Origin of the sequence: Shimia gijangensis (assembly GCF_900142085.1) — a bacterium.
GTDB lineage: Bacteria > Pseudomonadota > Alphaproteobacteria > Rhodobacterales > Rhodobacteraceae > Shimia > Shimia gijangensis.
The window spans coordinates 202,458-221,531 of sequence record NZ_FQZQ01000004.1 but is presented as its reverse complement, the minus strand read 5'-3'; the positions used below and the strand labels follow the sequence as shown (position 1 = coordinate 221,531).

The window sequence follows — 19,074 nt, the reverse complement described above, 5'->3', positions numbered from 1 at the left end:
ACCGCGACTGGAATGTTTGGAAAAATGGTGCGGCCGAGAAGACTCGAACTTCCACGGGTGTTACCCCACAGCGACCTCAACGCTGCGCGTCTACCAATTCCGCCACGGCCGCACGCCTTGACTTGGTGTCGGGTCTATAGCGAGTCGTTTAGGCGATGCCAAGCGTGAAAACGCAACTCGGATGACAGGATATTCCAGAAAATTCTGAACCGGCGAAATATTCCAGAAAAATTTCTCCAATCGACGTGTATTTGCAATTGCCATCAACGCCGGTAAGACGATGCAATAGAGGTTGGAGACAATGCCATGGTCGAATGGATCGTTCACGAAGGGCTTTTGGAGTATCACGAGGCTGTGGCGTTTATGGAAGCCCGTGCCGAAGCGATTTACAATGGCGTTGCGGAGGAATGCATCTGGCTTGTTGAGCACCCGCCTCTGTACACGGCAGGCACCTCTGCCAAGGCCGAAGACCTCACAGATCCTGATAGGTTCCCGGTATATACGTCCAAGCGTGGCGGACAGTATACCTATCATGGCCCCGGTCAGCGCGTTGCCTATGTCATGCTGAACGTCGGGAAACGGGGGCATGATGTGCGCAAATTTGTGCATCAGCTTGAAGAGTGGGTCATTGCCACATTGGCCGAGTTTTCCCTGCGCGGTGAAATCCGCGAAGGTCGTGTCGGCGTCTGGATCTCGCGCGATGACAAACCAAAAACGGCAACCGGTCAAAAAGCCGAAGATAAGATCGCTGCCATCGGTATTCGCCTGCGCAAATGGGTGAGTTTTCACGGCATTTCGATCAACGTTGAACCAAACCTTGAGCATTTTGACGGCATCGTGCCATGCGGTATCACCGAACACGGGGTGACGTCGTTGGTGGATCTGGGGCTGCCGGTGACAATGGACGATGTGGATGTGGCTCTGAAACGCACCTTTTCCAATGTCTTTGAAGACTAGGTCAAATCCACAGGCACAAAGCAGCATAACCCTGCCCAGTCTCGGCCATGGCAGAAACGTTTTGTGCGTGCTGGTTGCGAACCCCATTCTTGGCGACGATTCGGAGCGCAGTTTGATCCGCGGCAGATTCTGTCACGCCATCCAAACCAAAAAACGTCGGACTGAAGGCTGGATCGTCCCCCATGCGATGGGGTGCGACTCTTCCAGCCAGCACCATCCATGACTGCCCATTCACCTGAATATCGAGGATTTGGCGGGGATTATTCGGTTTCCTCGCGATGTTATCGCATATCAATCAGAGAATCGCCTATGATCTCTTTGTGCGATTGGCGGATTTTGACCTTTCGACCAACCGCGCTAATTTGCCCGTTGCAAGTATTCTCTACATATCAGAATGTGCGCCCCGGACGCTTTTAATTAACTCTGAAAGAGGCACGATCTATGAAAACCGTTTTTGCAGTTGCCACAGCCGCTGTTGTACTAGCCGCTCCTGCATTTGCTGAAGGCGACGCCGAAAAGGGCGAAAAAGCTTTCAAGAAATGTAAAGCCTGTCACACAATCGTATCGCCAGAAGGCGAAGTTGTCTTCAAAGGCGGCAAAACTGGCCCGAACCTCTACGGCGTTGTAGGCGCTGTCGCTGGATCGCAAGACTTTAAATATGGCGACGGTCTCGTTGCTGCAAACGAAGCTGGCTTTGTTTGGACAGAAGGATCTCTGGCCGCATACACCGCAAGCGCAAAAGACTGGCTGAAAGACAATGATTTCCCAGCCAAAACCAAAATGACCTTCAAGCTGAAGAAAGGTGGCGAAGACGTCGCAGCCTATCTGGCATCGGTTGCGCCCGCACCGGCAGCTGAAGAAGGCGAAGCAGAAGCCACTTCGGACTAATCCGAAGCCTTTCTTCTATGATATTGGCCCCGTGCGATCTTCGCGCGGGGTTTCTTTTTGGCCAGAGCCTATGTGCGCTCTGTCTTATGTGTGTCCGACATGAGGGCCGCAATCTCTGCCCCAGGCATCGCATCATGCGCATAGCCAAAAGTCCCTTGCTCAAACACTTCCAGAGCCGCGCGTCGGACCGCGCCAAAAGCGGCCCGTGCAAACGACCCTCCGACGCTCACCCGTCGAACGCCAACAGCCGCCAGTTCGGAGACCGCGAAAAACGGCTCTTTCAACCCCATGACCACGTTCACAGGCTTGTCGACTTCTCGGCACAGGGTTTCAATCGATGCCAAGTCCGGCAGCCCCGGCGCATACAGCACATCGGCACCTGCTTCGGAAAAAGCCTGTAACCGCCGGATGACATCATCCAGATCATGTCGTCCCCACAAAAATCCCTCGGCCCGCGCTGTCAAAAGAAACGGCTGACCCCGACAGGCCTCGGCTGCTGCACGAACCCTGTCCGTCGCCAGATCCAACGAAAACAAAGGATCAGACGCTTTGCCGGTTGCATCCTCAATCGATCCACCAACCAACCCGACACCAATCGCCTGCCTGATCGTCTCATTGCAATCTTCCGGTGCCGCGCCGAACCCATCCTCAAGATCGGCGGACACCGGCAAAGGCGTGGCCAGGACGATTTCTGCGGCATTGTCCAAAACTTCGCGTCGTGACAGACCCGCTTCTGAATCACGTTTGCCAGACGCAAAAGCATATCCCGCGCTTGTCGTCGCCAAGGCCTGAAACCCAATGCTTTGCAACAACCGCGCGCTGCCTGCGTCCCACGGGTTTGGCATCACAAATGAGCCCTCCCCCATATGAAGCGCCTTAAACTGTTCGAATTTTTCATGCTGATCTGACATTTCGCCCTCGCCTTTTGCAATCACCTTATCAAAAAGAGAACAAAATACGAACAAGCTTCTCCAACGGCCAAAACCTGACATCAGCCAGTCGTTCGCGATTCTTCCGAAATCAGAATTTCCCACCGTCTCAGCACCAAGATCGCCCAAAATCGGGTTTTTTGACCCAAATCAAACCAACTGCGACACTTTTTTTTGATCTGCGTCAAATACGGTGATTGCGACCATGGGCCGACACATCTAAAAAAGACGATGAACCAAGGCGCATCGAGAGAATCTCGGGCGCCTATAAATGTACCAACAGGAGGCAAGACATGGCAGACGCAGCCGTTCATGGCCACGACCATGAAGACGAGCGCGGTTTTTTCACCCGCTGGTTCATGTCGACCAACCACAAGGACATCGGGATTCTTTACCTGATCGTATCAGCCCTCGTCGGCCTGATCGCTGTCCTCTTTACCGTTTATATGCGCCTGGAGCTCATGGAGCCCGGTGTTCAATACATGTGCCTTGAAGGTGCACGTTTCATCGCTTCGGCGGCGGAATGTACGCCAAACGGCCACCTCTGGAACGTTCTGATCACCTATCACGGTGTGTTGATGATGTTCTTTGTGGTGATTCCGGCCCTGTTCGGCGGCTTTGGCAACTACTTCATGCCTCTGCAAATCGGCGCGCCTGACATGGCGTTCCCACGCATGAACAACCTGTCCTTCTGGATGTATGTGGCCGGTGTGGCTTTGGGCGTTTGCTCATTGCTTAGCCCCGGTGGCAACGACCAGCTGGGCTCGGGTGTTGGCTGGGTGCTTTATCCACCCTTGTCGACCTCCGAAGGCGGCTACTCAATGGATTTGGCGATCTTTGCGGTGCACGTTTCGGGTGCCTCATCGATCCTTGGCGCGATCAACATGATCACCACGTTCCTGAACATGCGCGCGCCGGGTATGACCCCGTTCAAAGTGCCGCTGTTTGCCTGGTCGATCTTTATCACAGCCTGGCTGATCCTTCTGTCGCTGCCTGTTCTGGCGGGCGCCATCACCATGCTGCTGACTGACCGTAACTTTGGCACGACCTTCTTTGATCCTGCTGGTGGCGGTGATCCGATCCTGTACCAACACATCCTTTGGTTCTTTGGTCACCCCGAAGTGTACATCGTGATCCTGCCCGGCTTTGGCCTTGTCAGCCACGTGTTTGCGACCTTCGCGCGCAAACCTGTGTTTGGCTACCTGCCGATGGTCTGGGCGCTGATCGCAATTGGCGGTCTGGGCTTTGTTGTCTGGGCACACCACATGTACACCGTCGGTATGTCGCTGACCCAGCAGTCCTACTTTATGCTGGCGACGATGGTCATTGCGGTGCCAACAGGCGTCAAAATCTTCTCATGGATTGCCACCCTCTGGGGCGGCTCGATCGAGTTCAAGGCGCCAATGCTGTTTGCATTTGGCTTCCTGATCCTGTTCACCATGGGTGGCGTCACCGGTATCGTTCTGTCCCAGGCCGGTGTCGACCGTGCCTATCACGATACCTATTATGTTGTGGCGCACTTCCACTACACCATGTCGATGGGGGCTGCCTTTACCATCTTTGCCGGGATCTACTTCTACCTTGGCAAAATGTCGGGCCGTCAGTACCCGGAATTCGCAGCCAAACTGCACTTCTGGATGTTCTTCATCGGCGTGAACGTGACCTTCTTCCCACAGCACTTCTTGGGACGGCAAGGCATGCCACGTCGTTACATCGACTACCCGGAAGCCTTTGCTTACTGGAACAAGATCAGCTCGTATGGCGCGTTCCTGTCGTTCGCATCGTTCCTGCTGTTCTTCGGCATTGTGATCTACACGCTTACCCGTGGCGCACGCATCACCGAGAACAACCCATGGAACGAGCATGCCGATACGCTGGAATGGACGCTTCCATGCCCGCCACCCGAGCATACCTTTGAAATCCTGCCTAAGCAGGAAGACTGGGACAAAGGCGGCGCGCACTAAGCACGCAAGCCTCTCAAAAACCAAATCGAGGCCCTGGAAATTCCGGGGCCTCTTTGCTTTCTGCGCTTCCAATTGGTCCAAATATCCCAGGGTGAATGGCCCGGTAGGGCCAGAGGGGCAGCGCCCCACTTCCAACCGATCAACATCATGCCATACCGCTGGACCCTTACAGAACCCACTGTCCTCACTCTCTGGCCGCACAGGTCCCTGCCACGCAGGGGCTTTGCTGCGATGATCCTGATGGCGTTTACCCTCGGTACACTGCCGCTTTATGGGCTCTTGGGCACGATCTTTCTCTGGGGCATTCTGCCGTTCATCCTTGCGATGGTGGCCGCACTCTGGTGGGCATTGGAACGTTCTTACCGCGACGGAGACCTCTGCGAAGACCTGACTTTGGACGGCGACACGCTGCGCCTCACCCATCGCCCGGCTCGGGGCGAGGTAATGACATGGGAGTGCAATGCCTATTGGGTGCGCGCCGACATGCACGTCCAGGAAGGCCCCGTGCCCCATTACGTCACCCTCACTGGCAATGGCCGCACGGTTGAGATTGGCCGCTTCCTGTCAGAAGACGAACGCAAAGTGCTGTTTGCCGAGTTGGTCGATTTTTTGAAAAAGCCTTAAACCATTGGCGATTTTTCAGGCCCCAAGCAACCTACAGCCCGGCCCACGCGCCACTGTACGCGCAGTTTGCATCACCGCGCCCTGATCGTTTCCGAACAATTGGCGCATTTCCTCTGCACCTGCTGCGCTCATTTCATCGGGGAAAAAGCTCTCACTGTCCAATCCGTCCACTGTAAGAATTTCGTGGTCTTCCAGCAAAAGATGTATGTAGCTCACCGCAGCACTCCTTGGCTCTCGATGTATGCTTATGCCATTCACCAGCCGCGTCGCGGGTACCAGCACCTCAGGCTCGCCAAAGAACAATTGTGCTTTCCAGCCGGTCACCAACACCCGATGCTGCGGCGACAACCATGTGTCGCGGGCCGGAACGCCAGGTGCGATGGCATCTCGGCGAAACAGGATCGGCCGAAACTGTGGTTCGCGCCTGAGCACAGCCCCGGGCAGCCGGGTCGACAGGACCTTGCGCACCGGCACCCCGCCATTATCGCGGGTCACAACCATATCGCCTTCGCGCAGTTGTTCCACCGCCCGCAGGCCACCAGGCGTTTTTACAAGCGCGCCTTGGGTAAAGCAGGGTGGTGTTGCCAGATCCACATAATCCACCGAAGGCCCTTCGTACGTCGCAATGACGGTCAGCGGGACGCCGATTGGGGGAAAACCGGCCACGCCCCCCACAAACGCCAAACCCTCAACCGTGGCATAGGACGCGCCACCGCCTTCGTTGATGTTAAAGCCAACGACGGTATAGGTGTTGCCATCGGGATCCTGCAAAGTCAGACCGTACTCCGCCTCGACCCGACTGTCATCGGTGTACATCGTACCGTCAAAACTCTGATCGCCGCTTAGTCTCTGGCTGTTGTCACTGTCATCAAAGCTGTCTTCGGTATCGAGAACAGCCATCGCTTCCCAGTTGTTGTTGTTCAAGGTGATCGTAAGCCCGGCCAAATGGCTCCCATCACCCCCAGTTATCCCAGAGAGCTGGCCGCCCCCTGAGACGGTCATCTGGTTCTCTCCCAGCGCATATAGGGTTTCGATGGGCACGTTCGCCTGTCCTTCTAACAAGTATTCAGAGGTTGCCTGCCGAATACGTCTTCAGTTTGGCGCAGAAGTGGTAAAATCAACTTAACCGAAATGGTTTTCGACACATTTGCCGGGCGCGTGTGCCCTTCCCTGTGCTGGATTTCTCGCGCATGCTGTACCTTCAACCAAAAAGGAACACGCGATGTCAGTCTCACTTCAGGTGATTTATCCGGTTGCAGAAGGCACCACATTTGATTTCGATTATTACGGCGCCACCCACATGGGTCTGGTCGGAGAGCATATGGGCAGCCATATCCAATCCTCAGTTGTCGCCAAAGGGATCGCCGGTGGGCCAGATGTGCCGGCTGGTTTTCACGCCATTGCGACGCTGGTGTTTGCCGACCAGGACGCGCTGAATGCCGCCATGAAGGCCTCAGCACCGGTCATGGCCGATATTCCAAACTTCACCAATATTCAGCCAACCGTGCTGATCGGTGAAGTGATCGGGTAATCTAAAAAGGCCCCCGCGCAGCGCGTGGGGGCCTTTGATACAGTCCTGCTCAGATGTCTCAGGCAATGCCACCTTTGATCAGGCCTTCGGCAATCCGGCCATAGGCTTCGGCCATGGCCCCATCTCCAGCGGCGATCGGCTTACCCCCATCTCCCGCCAGACGCGTGTCCAGATCAATCGGCAGCTGCCCCAGCAAGGGCACACCCATTTTGTCTGCTTCCGCCGCCACGCCACCGTGGCCAAACAAATGCGCCTCATGCCCGCAATTGGGGCAGACATAGGTCGACATATTTTCGATCAATCCCAGAACCGGAGTCTTGAGCGTGCCAAACATATCAATCGCTTTGCGTGCATCGATCAGCGCCACATCCTGCGGTGTCGACACCACAATCGCGCCGCTGATTTCGGTCTTTTGACACAAGGTCAGTTGAACATCGCCCGTGCCCGGTGGCAGGTCAACGATCAACACGTCCAACTCGCCCCATTGCACCTGCCCCAGCATCTGTTGCAACGCGCCCATCAACATTGGTCCGCGCCAGACCACGGCTTTGTCTTCCTCGAGCATGAAGCCAATCGACATCAAGGTGACACCATGAGAATGCAGCGGAATGATGGTTTTGCCATCCGGCGACGCCGGGCGTTTGTTGATCCCCATCATCCGGGGCTGAGACGGCCCATAGATGTCAGCATCCAACAAACCAACGCGGCGGCCTTGTTTGGCCAGTGCCACGGCAAGGTTGCTTGAAACGGTCGATTTGCCAACACCGCCCTTACCCGACCCGATCGCAATAATGCTTTTGACACCGGCGACCTTCATTGGTCCCTGCTGAGGTTTCGGATGGCCGCCAATCTTAAGGCTGGGTGGCTCTTTGGGGGCTGCGGCTGGGCCATGCGCCGTCAGCGCGACCGATACCCGCGCCACGCCTTCAATCCGACCAACAGCGTTTTCTGCGGCCTTGCGCAACGGTTCCATTTGTTGGGCGACTTGCGGGCTGGCCGCTTCGATAACGAACCGCACGGTATCCCCATCAACCACCAATGCCCGCACCATGTCGCGCGAAACCAGATCTCCGCCATCGGGCAAATCAAACCGGCCCAAAACATCCAAAACTTGCGATTCTGTTACCGCCATTTCTGTCTCCTACTTCGTTGCCACCACAGACCCCCATTCTTCGCCAAACGCAAGTCACAATGCGCTTATCCCTTGTTTTCAAGGGCTTGAGCGGGTGATTCTGACTGACGTTGACGTTAGGTCCCTATTCGCTTTCTGCATAGCAGCTTTGCAGAGCTAGCCATTGTGCACCTGCAGCATAACCCTATATCCATAGCACAACGACGCAGCGAACAGCATTATCCGCACATGAGGTCACTCCGATGGCATACGCCAGCACATACACCACCGCCCAGCAAGGCACCGCAGACCGCCTGGTCGGTTTTGCTTCAAATCTGGTTGAGCGTTTCAAGAAAGCCCGCGCTTTCCGCAAAACCATGAATGAACTGTACGGTTTGACCAATGCACAGCTTGCTGACATGGGCCTGAACCGTTCGATGATCCGCCGCGTGGCCTATCAGGCGGTTTACGAAGTTTGAATTTGATACAGAAAGTCACTCCTCCCTCGACTTTCTGTTCATAGCGACGATCTCCTCCTCCCTTTGATCGTCGCGAGTTTCCGGGTCTAACGACCCAAAAAGACAAGGCATCTCTTCCTCCTCCCTGAAGGTGCCTTGCAATAAAGCGGCGATACGCTCCTCCCTTGTATCGCCGCTTGCAAATTTCGGGCTCACCATTGCCCAACAAGTTCAAGGTGTTCCTTCCTCCTCCCTGTGGATGCCTTGTAAATTGCGGTAGCTCCTCTCCTCCTCCCTGGGGCTGCCGCACAAAATTCCGGGCCCACGGCCCAACAGACAGCAAGACGTTCTCTCCTCCTCCCTGAACGTTTTGCCGAAAAGAACGGCGGCGCTCTCCTCCCTTGCGTCGCCGTTTTTCTTTTTCAAACCCTGAAATTTGTGGGATGCGCGGCCAAAACCGCAGTTTGTACAAAAAGTACAAACCGGTGAGTCCCTCGCAAATATTTGTACAAAACGGACAAAACGCCGAAATGGCAGCCCCTAGAACGGAATGTCGTCCGACGACGTGACAAAGCTGGAGACGACCTTTTTCAGCCCCGCCTTGTCAAAATCCACGCCCAGCTTATCGCCTTCAATTTCCAGCACACTACCGTACCCGAATTTTTGGTGAAACACCCGGTCCCCGACCGTAAAACTGGACACTGCCGTCATATCAATCACCGGAGCGCGGCTTTCTTTGGGTTGCGACGCCCCATATTGCCCGGCCCGCGATTGCATACGTTTCCAACCCGGAGAATTGTAGGTATTGGCGCTGGCCACACGGTCATCAAGACTGCTTTTGCCAACACTCGCCGCCGCGCCAAAACCCCCGCCATAAAGACCCGGAGGCGTCAGAACCTCGACATGTTCCTCGGGCAATTCGTCAATGAACCTTGACGGCATCTGGGATTGCCACTGGCCATACACCAGCCGATTACCGGCAAAAGAAATTGTACACAATTCTTCGGCCCGAGTGATCCCTACATAGGCCAGACGGCGTTCTTCCTCGAGCCCCTTGAGCCCGCTTTCGTCCATGCTGCGTTGGGATGGGAACAACCCTTCTTCCCAACCGGGCAGGAACACGGCAGGAAACTCCAAACCCTTGGCACCGTGCAGGGTCATGATGGTGACTTTGGCTTCGGCATCATCGGATTCATTGTCCATAATCAGGCTGACGTGCTCGAGGAATCCTTGAAGGTTTTCAAAGTTTTCCAAGGCCTTGACCAGTTCCTTGAGGTTCTCAAGCCGCCCCGGACCTTCGGGTGTTTTGTCGTTCTGCCACATGGTGGTGTAGCCGGATTCATCCAAGATGACTTCGGCCAGTTCAATGTGGCTCAGTTCCGGATCGCCGCGCGACACAATGGGTGCGGCACCATCGTCCAGCACCGCATCATCCTCGACCACAATGCGCGGCCCAATCAGTTTTTCGCGCCACCGGGCAAGTCCATCAACCAACAACGCCAGCTCTTTGGCGCCTTTGCCCCCAAGACCTTTTTCTTCAAGCAGGATGCGTGCGCCTTCGATCAACGACACACCATTGGCCCGTGCGCAGGTTTGAATTTTCTGCTGCGCAACATTGCCAAGACCACGTTTGGGGGTGTTCACAATCCGCTCAAACGCCAGATCATCATCCGGGCTGACCACAACGCGAAAATAGGCCATGGTATCGCGAATTTCGAGCCGCTCATAAAATCGTGGGCCGCCAATCACACGGTAAGGCAACCCGATGGTCAGAAACCGATCTTCAAAAGCGCGCATCTGGTGCGAGGCACGCACAAGAATGGCCATATGGTCCAGAGACATTGGCGCCATGCCACGGGTGCCGCCCTGCATCGCCTCGATCTCTTCTCCGATCCAGCGGGCCTCTTCTTCGCCATCCCAATGGCCAATCAGACGAACCTTTTCCCCATCCGTCTCATCCGTCCAAAGCTCTTTGCCCAACCGATCAGAATTGCCTTTGATGACGTTCGACGCGGCGGCCAGAATATGCGGGGTTGAGCGATAGTTTTGTTCCAACCGAACCACATACGCGCCAGGAAAATCCTTTTCAAACCGTAGGATATTGCCCACCTCGGCCCCGCGCCAACCATAGATCGACTGGTCGTCATCGCCGACGCAACAGATGTTTTTGTGCCCCCCGGCCAGCAGTCGTAGCCACATGTACTGGGCGACGTTGGTATCCTGATATTCGTCGACAAGGATGTATTTAAACCAGCGCTGGTACTGCTTCAGAATATCAGGGTGTTTCTGAAAGATGGTGACGACATGCAACAGAAGATCGCCAAAATCCACAGCGTTCAATTCGCGCAACCGCCTTTGGTATTGATCGTAAAGCTCCCCCCCCCGGTGGTTGAACGCGCCTGCGTCAGCGGCGGGCAATTTGTCGGGAGTCAGCGCCTTGTTTTTCCAACCATCAATCAGGCTCGCCAAAAGGCGCGCAGGCCAGCGTTTGTCGTCAATATTGTTGGCCCGGATCAGTTGCTTTAACAGGCGAATCTGGTCGTCCGTGTCCAGAATGGTGAAGTTCGATTTTAGATCAACCAGTTCGGCATGACGGCGAAGCAGTTTGACACAGATCGCATGGAACGTGCCCAGCCAAGGCACGCCTTCAATCGAACCACCCAGCATATGGCCAACGCGGTTCTTCATCTCGCGAGCTGCTTTATTGGTAAAAGTCACTGCGAGTATCTCGTTTGGTCGGGCTCTGCCTTTATTCAACAGATGCACAATCCGCGCTGTTAACGCCTTGGTCTTGCCCGTACCAGCCCCGGCCAGCATCAGAACCGGGCCATCCATCTGTTCAACCGCCTCAAGTTGGGCCGGGTTCAACTCGTCAAGATACGGCATGGGTCGCGCAGCCATGGCGCGGGCACTTAGAGATGCGCCTTCAAAGGCGTCGGATTCGTCAAAACTGCTCATGGGCGACAATGTAGCCTTGGTCATGCGCGAATGGAAGTTCCCATTATGTTCTTCACGCATTGTTTCGCTGGACATCACCCCATTTCCAGCAAACATAGGCGGCATGAATTTACACGCGAGATACCCCGCCCTGTCCGATCTCCGTGCGCAAGCCCAGCGCCGGATTCCCAAATTTGTCTGGGAATTTCTGGACAGTGCAATAGGCGACGAACGCACCAAGGCCCGCAACAGGCTGGGGTTTGACGACATCCTTTTCAATCCCTCAATTTTGCATGGTGAACTGAACGTCGACATCTCCCGCCAGTTGTTGGGCCGGACCTATCCCATCCCCGTGGGGATTGCGCCGGTGGGCATGTCTGGGCTGATCTGGCCAAATGCTGAGCGCCTGCTGGCCGCCGCCGCGGCACGGCTTGGCATTCCTTATACGCTTTCGACTGTGGCCAGCCAGACACCGGAGACTGTTGCACCACATCTCGGCGATGACGGCTGGTTTCAGATGTACCCGCCCCGCGATGAAGACATTCGCAAAGACATGTTGGATCGCGCAAAAGAGGCCGGATTCACAACGCTGGTTCTAACGGTTGATGTCCCCGTTGCCAGCCGCCGAGAGCGTCAGGTTCGTTCCGGGCTGACAACACCACCGCGCCTGACCCCGCGTTTGCTGACACAGATCGCACGGCGGCCTTCTTGGGCGATGGGAACACTCAGGGCGGGCATGCCCCGGATGCGGTTGATTGATGGGTATGCCGGAAACCTGACCGGCATGAATTCCACCGCACATGCCGGGTACTTGCTGCGCACCTCGCCGGATTGGGACTATTTGCACTGGCTTCGCGACAATTGGGACGGACCCTTCGTCATCAAAGGCGTCATGCGCGCCGAAGATGCGCCAAAGCTGGAACAGGCTGGCGTGGATGCCATTTGGATTTCCAACCACACAGGGCGCCAGTTTGATGCGTCCCCCGCTACGATCGAGGCCTTGCCTGATATTCGAGCAGCGACCAGCTTACCGCTGATCTTGGACAGCGGTGTCGAGACAGGCCTTGATATTCTGCGCGCCCTCGCACTTGGGGCGGACTTTGTCATGATGGGTCGTGGGTTTCATTATGCGCTTGCCGCACTGGGTGAGGCCGGACCGGATCATCTGATCGATATCCTGAAGCAAGACCTTCAGGCCAACATGGGTCAGATGGGGGTCAATACGCTGGACAATCTCAGTGCTTGCCTCGCGACTTAACCTGCCGTCAGATCGTCTGGCATGGAATTTTGAGCTTCCTCAGAGGTCACGATGGGCAAGCCTGATGGGATCCACCCTTTGCCGCGTGGCCCGCCTGCCATTCCAGCCGAGACATCCAGCACGCCGGAAATATTGTTCTCGGCCAAAACGTTGATCAGATAGCTGGTGCGATTACCGGTACGGCAAATAATGGCGACCCTATGGTCAGGGTTGCGCTCTAATACCGCCATCAGGCGCTGTCCAAATTGTTTATCGGTCATATCCAGAGGCCAGGCACCTTTGGCAACACCGGTTTCTTGCCATTCCTCGGGACGACGGATGTCAATCAGGATGAGAGAGCTACCCTCCATACCGGCCAGTGCTTGCTCGGGCGTCAGCGTGGTCTCGGCGTGGGCCAATGTGGCAAAAAGCACAGAGGCGGGAATTGTGAGCAGGACGGAGCGGCGGCTGAGCATAAGACATATTCCAAATAAGTAATATTATTAACTTTCTGCCATGGCCGGATTCGGCTTGCAACAGGTCGTTCTACACAAAGTCGTGCGATTGAATTGGTCGTACTGGTCCGAAAACAGAACAGAATCCTACAGAAATGTAACAGAATCCGTATCTCTAGGTATTGCGCTGCACTGCGGCATGCCCTTAGGGTTCGCCAACTGAAACCGGACAGACACCAAAAGGGGAGCCTGCCCATGGCTGAGTTTAAGAAAATCCTGATTGCCAACCGTGGTGAGATTGCCATCCGCGTGATGCGCGCCGCCAACGAGATGGGCAAACGCACCGTCGCTATTTTTGCCGAAGAGGACAAACTGTCCTTGCACCGGTTCAAAGCAGACGAAGCTTATCGCATTGGCGAGGGCATGGGCCCAGTGGCCGCCTATCTGAGCATTGACGAGATTATTCGGGTTGCCAAGGAATGCGGCGCAGATGCGATCCATCCAGGTTATGGCCTGTTGTCCGAGAACCCCGACTTTGTGGACGCCTGTGTAGCCAACGGCATCACCTTTATCGGCCCCAAAGCCGAAACCATGCGCGCGCTTGGTGACAAGGCTTCGGCCCGCAAAGTGGCTGTTGCCGCTGGTGTTCCGGTGATCCCGGCCACCGAAGTGCTGGGCGACGATATGGATGCGATCCGCGCCGAAGCCGCTGAAGTTGGCTATCCTCTGATGCTCAAAGCGTCCTGGGGTGGCGGCGGACGCGGTATGCGTCCGATCCTGTCCGAAGACGAAGTCGAAGAAAAAGTTCTGGAAGGCCGCCGCGAGGCGGAAGCCGCCTTTGGTAATGGTGAAGGCTATCTGGAAAAGATGATTATCCGTGCGCGTCACGTTGAGGTGCAGGTTCTTGGCGACAAGATGGGCAACATCTATCACCTTTATGAACGCGACTGCTCGGTTCAGCGCCGCAACCAAAAGGTCGTCGAACGCGCCCCTGCACCGTATCTCTCTGAGGCCCAGCGCGAGGAGATTTGCGAGTTGGGACGCAAGATTTGCGCCCATGTGGATTACGAATGTGCGGGCACGGTCGAATTCCTGATGGATATGGAAACTGGCAAGTTCTACTTCATTGAAGTGAATCCGCGGGTTCAGGTGGAACACACGGTCACCGAAGAAGTCACCGGTATCGACATCGTGCAGGCACAAATCCTGATTGCCGAAGGCAAATCGATCTCGGATGCCACAGGCAAGGCCAGCCAGTATGACATTCGCCTCAATGGCCATGCACTACAGACCCGGATCACCACCGAAGATCCGCAGAACAACTTTATTCCCGACTATGGCCGTATCACGGCCTATCGCTCTGCGACCGGAATGGGCATTCGCCTGGACGGCGGCACCGCTTATGCGGGCGGTGTCATCACCCGCTATTACGACAGCCTGCTGACCAAAATCACCGCCTGGGCGCCGACCCCAGAAAAGGCGATTGCTCGAATGGACCGGGCGTTGCGCGAATTCCGTATTCGCGGCGTCAGCACCAATATCGCCTTTGTTGAAAACCTGCTCAAACACCCGACATTCCTGCGCAATCAATACAGCACCAAGTTCATCGACGAGACGCCCGAGCTGTTCCAGTTCACCAAACGTCGCGATCGGGGCACCAAGGTTCTGACCTATATTGCCGACATCAGCGTGAACGGGCATCCGGAGACGGCGGATCGCCCAGAACCCGCAGCTGATCTTAAGGCTCCGCGCGCACCCAGGGTACGTGACAGTCACACACCCTTTGGCACCAAGAATCTGCTCGACGATCAGGGTGCCCAAGCCGTGGCTGACTGGATGAAGGCGCAAAAGCAGCTATTGTTGACTGACACCACGATGCGCGATGGCCATCAGTCACTGTTGGCGACCCGGATGCGGTCAGTCGATATGATCAAAGTTGCGCCTGCTTATGCCGCCAATCTGTCACAACTGTTCTCAGTCGAATGTTGGGGCGGTGCCACCTTTGATGTGGCTTACCGCTTTTTGCAGGAATGCCCGTGGCAGCGCTTGCGTGACCTGCGCAAAGCCATGCCCAATGTGATGACCCAGATGTTGCTGCGCGCCAGCAATGGCGTCGGCTATACAAACTATCCCGACAATGTGGTGCAAGAGTTTGTCCGACAGGCTGCGGAAACCGGCGTTGATGTATTCCGGGTGTTCGACAGCCTGAACTGGGTAGAAAACATGCGCGTCGCGATGGACGCCGTCGTGGAAAGCGGCAAGGTTTGTGAAGGCACAATCTGCTACACAGGCGATCTGCTGGATCCGGCCCGCGCCAAATATGACCTGAACTACTATATCGGCATGGCCAAAGAGCTAGAGGCTGCTGGCGCGCATGTTCTGGGCCTAAAGGATATGGCTGGCCTGTTGAAACCGGCCTCGGCGCGAATTCTTGTGAAAGCGTTGAAAGAAGAGGTTGGCCTACCAATCCACTTCCACACACATGACACCAGTGGCATTGCCGGAGCGACCATTCTGGCAGCCGCAGATGCCGGAGTGGATGCCGTTGATGCAGCGATGGATGCCTTCTCGGGCGGGACATCTCAGGCCTGTCTTGGGTCCATCGTCGAGGCCCTGCGCCACACAGATCGTGACACCGGCATGGACATCGAAGCCATTCGTGAAATCAGCGATTACTGGGAAGGTGTGCGTGCGCAATACGCGGCGTTTGAATCTGGTCTCGCGGCGCCAGCGTCCGAGGTCTACCTGCACGAGATGCCCGGCGGCCAGTTCACCAACCTCAAAGCGCAGGCACGCTCATTGGGTTTGGAAGAAAAATGGCCAGAGGTGGCGCGGACCTATGCGGACGTCAACCAGATGTTCGGCGATATCGTCAAAGTGACACCATCTTCAAAAGTTGTCGGTGACATGGCGTTGATGATGGTCAGTCAGGGTCTCACACGCGATCAGGTTGAGGATGCGGACACGGATGTGGCCTTTCCTGACTCAGTCGTCGACATGATGCGCGGCAATCTTGGCCAGCCTCCCGGTGGTTTCCCTGATGGGATCGTCGAAAAGGTTCTGAAGGGCGACAAACCCAACACAGACCGCCCCGGAAAACATCTGGAGCCGGTGGACCTCGAGGCTGCGCGGGCCGAACTGTCCGGTGAACTTCAGGGCTTCAAAGTCGATAACGAGGACCTGAACGGGTATCTGATGTATCCCAAGGTGTTCCTTGATTACATGGGACGCCACCGCCTTTACGGACCGGTGCGAGCCTTGCCGACGCGAACTTTCTTTTATGGCATGGAGCCCGGTGAAGAGATCACCGCCGAAATTGATCCCGGTAAGATCTTGGAAATCCGCCTGCAGGCCATTGGCGAGACCACCGAGGATGGTGAGGTCAAAGTGTTCTTTGAATTGAACGGTCAACCCCGTGTGATCCGCGTGCCCAACCGTTTGGTAAAGTCCACAACCGCCCAGCGCCCCAAAGCCGAAGCAGGCAATGCCAATCACATCGGCGCACCAATGCCCGGTGTTGTGGCAAGTGTTGCCGTGAGTGCGGGCCAGAAGGTCAAAGAAGGTGATCTCTTGCTGACGATCGAAGCCATGAAGATGGAAACCGGCATCCACGCCGAACGCGACGCCACGGTGGCTGAGGTTCATGCCCACGCAGGCGGGCAGATCGACGCCAAGGACCTGTTGGTCGAGTTGGAGTAACGCTGAAAAGCCCTGCCTGTCTGGCGGGGCTTTTTGCTTTCGGGGAGAACAGCATGACCGAAGTCACAGGCGGATGCCTTTGCGGCGCAATACGGTTCACCACCTCGGGACAACCGGATCGGGTGGGTTTGTGTCATTGTCTCGACTGTCGCAAACATCACGGAGCGCTGTTTTATGCGGCGGCAATTTTCCCCAAAGAAGCGGTAAAGACTGAGGGTGAAACCCGCGCCTATCAGGGACGGCATTTCTGTCCAGCATGCGGGTCATCGGTGTTTGCAATAAGTCAGGATGAGATTGAAATCCACCTAGGTGCGCTGGATGCTCCAGACCAGTTCAAACCAACCTACGAAAGCTGGGTGATACGGCGGGAAGGCTGTCTGCCAACTTTTCCCGGAATGACACAATACAATCACGATCGTTAGAGCCAGATACCATAGGTTTCTTGAAAATATCTCACGACCTCATGGTTTGAAGTCTTACGATCTCGCCCGTGAAACTCATTGTGGTGCAATGCTGTTTCGTCTTCATGAGCAGGCAATTGCTTGGATTCCAGACAAGGGGCAAACACGCCCCCCATGATCCAGGCGGGATGCCCCATACGCAGAGCATGCCCTGACAACCAGATGTCATCCACCGCTCTGGCAAAATCGGGTATATTGAACACCTCGGGCGGGAAAAACTCGGGCCTGACCATGACCCCGCGAAACCCTTCGAAACCGTCGGCATAGCCTGACCGCAGGTACACCCGGCGCGGCGGCTCTTGATAGGTTTTGCCTGTGATCCGGCCCAGAGTCTCCAACCACAATAGATGCAGTTGATAGCCCAGATGCGTTTTGCGCCAGCGACGAACCGGTCGGGGGGTATGCTGAAACTGGCGCGTCGTTCCGGGAAGTGGATCATAGTCCAACATCCGGCTTACGGCCAGACAATCGTTTGGACGTCGCTTGCGGATCTTGAGCATATACCGCGCCAGATTGCGGGGATAAATCTGATCATCATCCAGAAAAAGAATGTTGTATCCGCCGGTTGCGAATTGCTTCAGCGCCGGAATTACTTTGGTTGCTGGCCCATAATCTTCGTCAACCAAGCGTATTTCCACACCGTCCGGCACCTCAGGCAACGCGCCATCCCAATCCGGATAACGGCCGTAATGGCGGCTCAGGTACAAAATGATTTTTTCAGGCTTAGCAGTCTGAGCAAGAAGACTCTCTAAAACAGGTCCGATCTGGTGAAATCGCGGCGGAATTGATGAAAGCGTTATGATATATTTTTCGGCCATGGCATCCCGCTCTTTCAGAACTTTGCTGGAGTTTTTCCCGGGGATATCATGCCATCAAGACGCCGCAAAGAACCGACATTACCCAGATTTATGCAGGACGGTTCATGAAGCTGGAGTTTGGTTTGCCTTTGAGACACCGCGGAATAACCGGAAAGCTATCCGTCAGAAAATACGCATAGGTGCCTTGCGGATAGTCAGCCGTCTTCACAACCGCACCATTGCATTCATCCAAGGATCCCGCCCCTTTGACATAGGTCCAGTCCTGTACAAATGCCCCGTCATGACGCCCACCGGGCTGACGACCGCCCGGTCGGTTTCCGGACTTCAACCGATACGAACTGGTCATTTTTGCAATTTCACCGTTCTTTTGCGCCGTAATGGCATAGATCGGGAATCCGTCGGCCGCATATCCGATCAGCGGTGAAGCAGTATTTTTTGACCAGCTCAGATTCTGCATCAACCCAATGGGTAGGCCATGATAATGGTAGGTCCCTGTCGGCTGGACATGGGCATAGTTTGAATCCACCCCGAGCAGGACTGCCCCGCCAAGGGCCTCGTATTGCCAACCAGATCGTGGATTGCCCTGCCAGAATTCGGCAGCGCCCGGGTCAAAGGGCACACCATTCACGGCAACCCCAAACAGCTGCGCCAGCTTCAAGTCGCGCGCGCGGCCAACTTTGGGATTGGCGCTCATCTTGTAGGTCTTGTTCTGGGCCTTGATTGCGTGCGGATTGCCTTCATTCGGGAACCTGCCGACCGCGTGATCTGGCAACCCAGTGGTGCGGATGATGCGGGTTGCACCGCTGATGGTTTCCTGCACCTTGGCACCTTTTAAAGACCGGTTGGCGGAAACAAGCTGAATGGATTGCGCCTTGGTCGCTGTGTGCTGGCGCATTGGTGGTCGCCCGTTCTGCTGAGCTTGGGTTTCAGCCACAAATCCCGCCACGATGGCGACGGCCAATGCGGCAATTTTAAAATTCTGCAATCCTGCCATGCCGTTCTCCC

At 55.8% G+C, this 19,074-nt stretch carries 16 protein-coding genes and 1 tRNA gene; 9 read left to right on the top strand and 8 right to left on the bottom strand.

The genetic code is table 11. From position 1 onward, the window contains the following. Positions 1–25: 25 nt before the first annotated feature. Positions 26–112, bottom strand: a tRNA-Leu gene (locus tag BUC32_RS05595). A gap of 194 nt (positions 113–306) precedes the next feature. On the opposite strand from BUC32_RS05595, the gene lipB reads away from it, so the two are divergent. Both lipB and BUC32_RS05580 read left to right on the top strand, forming a co-directional pair. Beyond that, positions 307–957 carry a lipoyl(octanoyl) transferase LipB gene (gene lipB / locus BUC32_RS05590; protein WP_073250436.1) on the top strand — a complete coding sequence of 217 codons (651 nt, stop codon included), beginning with the start codon at positions 307–309 and terminating at the stop codon, positions 955–957. A 441-nt stretch (positions 958–1,398) separates the two neighbouring features. Beyond that, positions 1,399–1,845 carry a c-type cytochrome gene (locus tag BUC32_RS05580; RefSeq protein ID WP_073250430.1) on the top strand — a complete coding sequence of 149 codons (447 nt, stop codon included), beginning with the start codon at positions 1,399–1,401 and terminating at the stop codon, positions 1,843–1,845. Between the two features lie 68 nt (positions 1,846–1,913). On the opposite strand, the gene BUC32_RS05575 is transcribed toward BUC32_RS05580, so the two are convergent. Further along, positions 1,914–2,756 (bottom strand): isocitrate lyase/PEP mutase family protein, encoded by an 843-nt coding sequence (locus tag BUC32_RS05575; RefSeq protein ID WP_073250516.1) that lies wholly within the window; start codon positions 2,754–2,756, stop codon positions 1,914–1,916. 311 nt (positions 2,757–3,067) lie between these two features. Here BUC32_RS05575 and BUC32_RS05570 point away from each other — a divergent pair, with 311 nt between their 5' ends. Next, positions 3,068–4,738: a cytochrome c oxidase subunit I gene (locus BUC32_RS05570; protein WP_073250427.1), complete on the top strand. Its 1,671-nt coding sequence runs from the start codon at positions 3,068–3,070 to the stop codon at positions 4,736–4,738. Between the two features lie 147 nt (positions 4,739–4,885). Further along, the gene (locus tag BUC32_RS05565) at positions 4,886–5,362 is read left to right on the top strand and encodes a DUF2244 domain-containing protein (RefSeq protein WP_073250424.1); all 477 of its coding nucleotides are present in this window, start codon (positions 4,886–4,888) and stop codon (positions 5,360–5,362) included. A gap of 15 nt (positions 5,363–5,377) precedes the next feature. Here the strand turns inward: BUC32_RS05565 and BUC32_RS05560 are convergent, their stop codons facing one another. Next, a complete protein-coding gene (locus tag BUC32_RS05560; RefSeq protein ID WP_139280645.1) occupies positions 5,378–6,403 on the bottom strand; it encodes a Hint domain-containing protein in 1,026 nt (341 codons plus the stop codon). A 181-nt stretch (positions 6,404–6,584) separates the two neighbouring features. Between BUC32_RS05560 and BUC32_RS05555 the strand changes: the two genes are divergently transcribed. Continuing rightward, positions 6,585–6,893 carry an EthD family reductase gene (locus BUC32_RS05555; protein WP_073250418.1) on the top strand — a complete coding sequence of 103 codons (309 nt, stop codon included), beginning with the start codon at positions 6,585–6,587 and terminating at the stop codon, positions 6,891–6,893. Positions 6,894–6,951: 58 nt separating this feature from the next. Here the strand turns inward: BUC32_RS05555 and BUC32_RS05550 are convergent, their stop codons facing one another. Next, on the bottom strand, positions 6,952–8,025 hold the full coding sequence (locus tag BUC32_RS05550) for an Mrp/NBP35 family ATP-binding protein (RefSeq protein WP_073250415.1): 1,074 nt from the start codon (positions 8,023–8,025) through the stop codon (positions 6,952–6,954). 242 nt (positions 8,026–8,267) lie between these two features. On the opposite strand from BUC32_RS05550, the gene BUC32_RS05545 reads away from it, so the two are divergent. Beyond that, positions 8,268–8,483, top strand: coding sequence for a DUF1127 domain-containing protein (locus tag BUC32_RS05545; protein WP_073250412.1), 216 nt, complete (start codon positions 8,268–8,270; stop codon positions 8,481–8,483). A gap of 519 nt (positions 8,484–9,002) precedes the next feature. Here the strand turns inward: BUC32_RS05545 and BUC32_RS05530 are convergent. Next, complete coding sequence (locus tag BUC32_RS05530; protein WP_073250514.1) at positions 9,003–11,420, bottom strand: ATP-dependent helicase; 2,418 nt, start codon at positions 11,418–11,420, stop codon at positions 9,003–9,005. Between the two features lie 103 nt (positions 11,421–11,523). Here BUC32_RS05530 and BUC32_RS05525 point away from each other — a divergent pair, with 103 nt between their 5' ends. Next, positions 11,524–12,657 (top strand): alpha-hydroxy acid oxidase, encoded by a 1,134-nt coding sequence (locus BUC32_RS05525; RefSeq protein WP_073250404.1) that lies wholly within the window; start codon positions 11,524–11,526, stop codon positions 12,655–12,657. Here BUC32_RS05525 and BUC32_RS05520 read toward each other — a convergent pair. Continuing rightward, positions 12,654–13,112, bottom strand: coding sequence for a rhodanese-like domain-containing protein (locus BUC32_RS05520; RefSeq protein WP_073250401.1), 459 nt, complete (start codon positions 13,110–13,112; stop codon positions 12,654–12,656). The two genes, BUC32_RS05525 and BUC32_RS05520, sit on opposite strands and share 4 nt — an antisense overlap. Before the next feature lie 234 nt (positions 13,113–13,346). Between BUC32_RS05520 and BUC32_RS05515 the strand changes: the two genes are divergently transcribed. Together BUC32_RS05515 and BUC32_RS05510 are read left to right on the top strand one after the other, a co-directional pair. Then, on the top strand, positions 13,347–16,790 hold the full coding sequence (locus tag BUC32_RS05515; protein WP_073250398.1) for a pyruvate carboxylase: 3,444 nt from the start codon (positions 13,347–13,349) through the stop codon (positions 16,788–16,790). A gap of 53 nt (positions 16,791–16,843) precedes the next feature. Further along, positions 16,844–17,212, top strand: coding sequence for a GFA family protein (locus BUC32_RS05510; RefSeq protein WP_073250395.1), 369 nt, complete (start codon positions 16,844–16,846; stop codon positions 17,210–17,212). Here the strand turns inward: BUC32_RS05510 and BUC32_RS05505 are convergent. Beyond that, positions 17,209–18,069 carry a glycosyltransferase family A protein gene (locus BUC32_RS05505; RefSeq protein WP_073250392.1) on the bottom strand — a complete coding sequence of 287 codons (861 nt, stop codon included), beginning with the start codon at positions 18,067–18,069 and terminating at the stop codon, positions 17,209–17,211. The two genes, BUC32_RS05510 and BUC32_RS05505, sit on opposite strands and share 4 nt — an antisense overlap. An 88-nt stretch (positions 18,070–18,157) precedes the next feature. Continuing rightward, complete coding sequence (locus tag BUC32_RS05500) at positions 18,158–19,063, bottom strand: YHYH protein (RefSeq protein ID WP_073250388.1); 906 nt, start codon at positions 19,061–19,063, stop codon at positions 18,158–18,160. Between the last annotated feature and the right edge of the window lie 11 nt (positions 19,064–19,074).

What these genes read in the sequence shown, in the direction of transcription:
- lipB (WP_073250436.1), top strand. Translation starts at nt 307, where the DNA reads ATGGTCGAATGGATCGTTCACGAAGGGCTTTTGGAGTATCACGAGGCT.
- BUC32_RS05580 (WP_073250430.1), top strand. Translation starts at nt 1,399, where the DNA reads ATGAAAACCGTTTTTGCAGTTGCCACAGCCGCTGTTGTACTAGCCGCT.
- BUC32_RS05575 (WP_073250516.1), bottom strand. Translation starts at nt 2,756, where the DNA reads ATGTCAGATCAGCATGAAAAATTCGAACAGTTTAAGGCGCTTCATATG.
- BUC32_RS05570 (WP_073250427.1), top strand. Translation starts at nt 3,068, where the DNA reads ATGGCAGACGCAGCCGTTCATGGCCACGACCATGAAGACGAGCGCGGT.
- BUC32_RS05565 (WP_073250424.1), top strand. Translation starts at nt 4,886, where the DNA reads ATGCCATACCGCTGGACCCTTACAGAACCCACTGTCCTCACTCTCTGG.
- BUC32_RS05555 (WP_073250418.1), top strand. Translation starts at nt 6,585, where the DNA reads ATGTCAGTCTCACTTCAGGTGATTTATCCGGTTGCAGAAGGCACCACA.
- BUC32_RS05550 (WP_073250415.1), bottom strand. Translation starts at nt 8,025, where the DNA reads ATGGCGGTAACAGAATCGCAAGTTTTGGATGTTTTGGGCCGGTTTGAT.
- BUC32_RS05545 (WP_073250412.1), top strand. Translation starts at nt 8,268, where the DNA reads ATGGCATACGCCAGCACATACACCACCGCCCAGCAAGGCACCGCAGAC.
- BUC32_RS05530 (WP_073250514.1), bottom strand. Translation starts at nt 11,420, where the DNA reads ATGAGCAGTTTTGACGAATCCGACGCCTTTGAAGGCGCATCTCTAAGT.
- BUC32_RS05525 (WP_073250404.1), top strand. Translation starts at nt 11,524, where the DNA reads ATGAATTTACACGCGAGATACCCCGCCCTGTCCGATCTCCGTGCGCAA.
- BUC32_RS05520 (WP_073250401.1), bottom strand. Translation starts at nt 13,112, where the DNA reads ATGCTCAGCCGCCGCTCCGTCCTGCTCACAATTCCCGCCTCTGTGCTT.
- BUC32_RS05515 (WP_073250398.1), top strand. Translation starts at nt 13,347, where the DNA reads ATGGCTGAGTTTAAGAAAATCCTGATTGCCAACCGTGGTGAGATTGCC.
- BUC32_RS05510 (WP_073250395.1), top strand. Translation starts at nt 16,844, where the DNA reads ATGACCGAAGTCACAGGCGGATGCCTTTGCGGCGCAATACGGTTCACC.
- BUC32_RS05505 (WP_073250392.1), bottom strand. Translation starts at nt 18,069, where the DNA reads ATGGCCGAAAAATATATCATAACGCTTTCATCAATTCCGCCGCGATTT.
- BUC32_RS05500 (WP_073250388.1), bottom strand. Translation starts at nt 19,063, where the DNA reads ATGGCAGGATTGCAGAATTTTAAAATTGCCGCATTGGCCGTCGCCATC.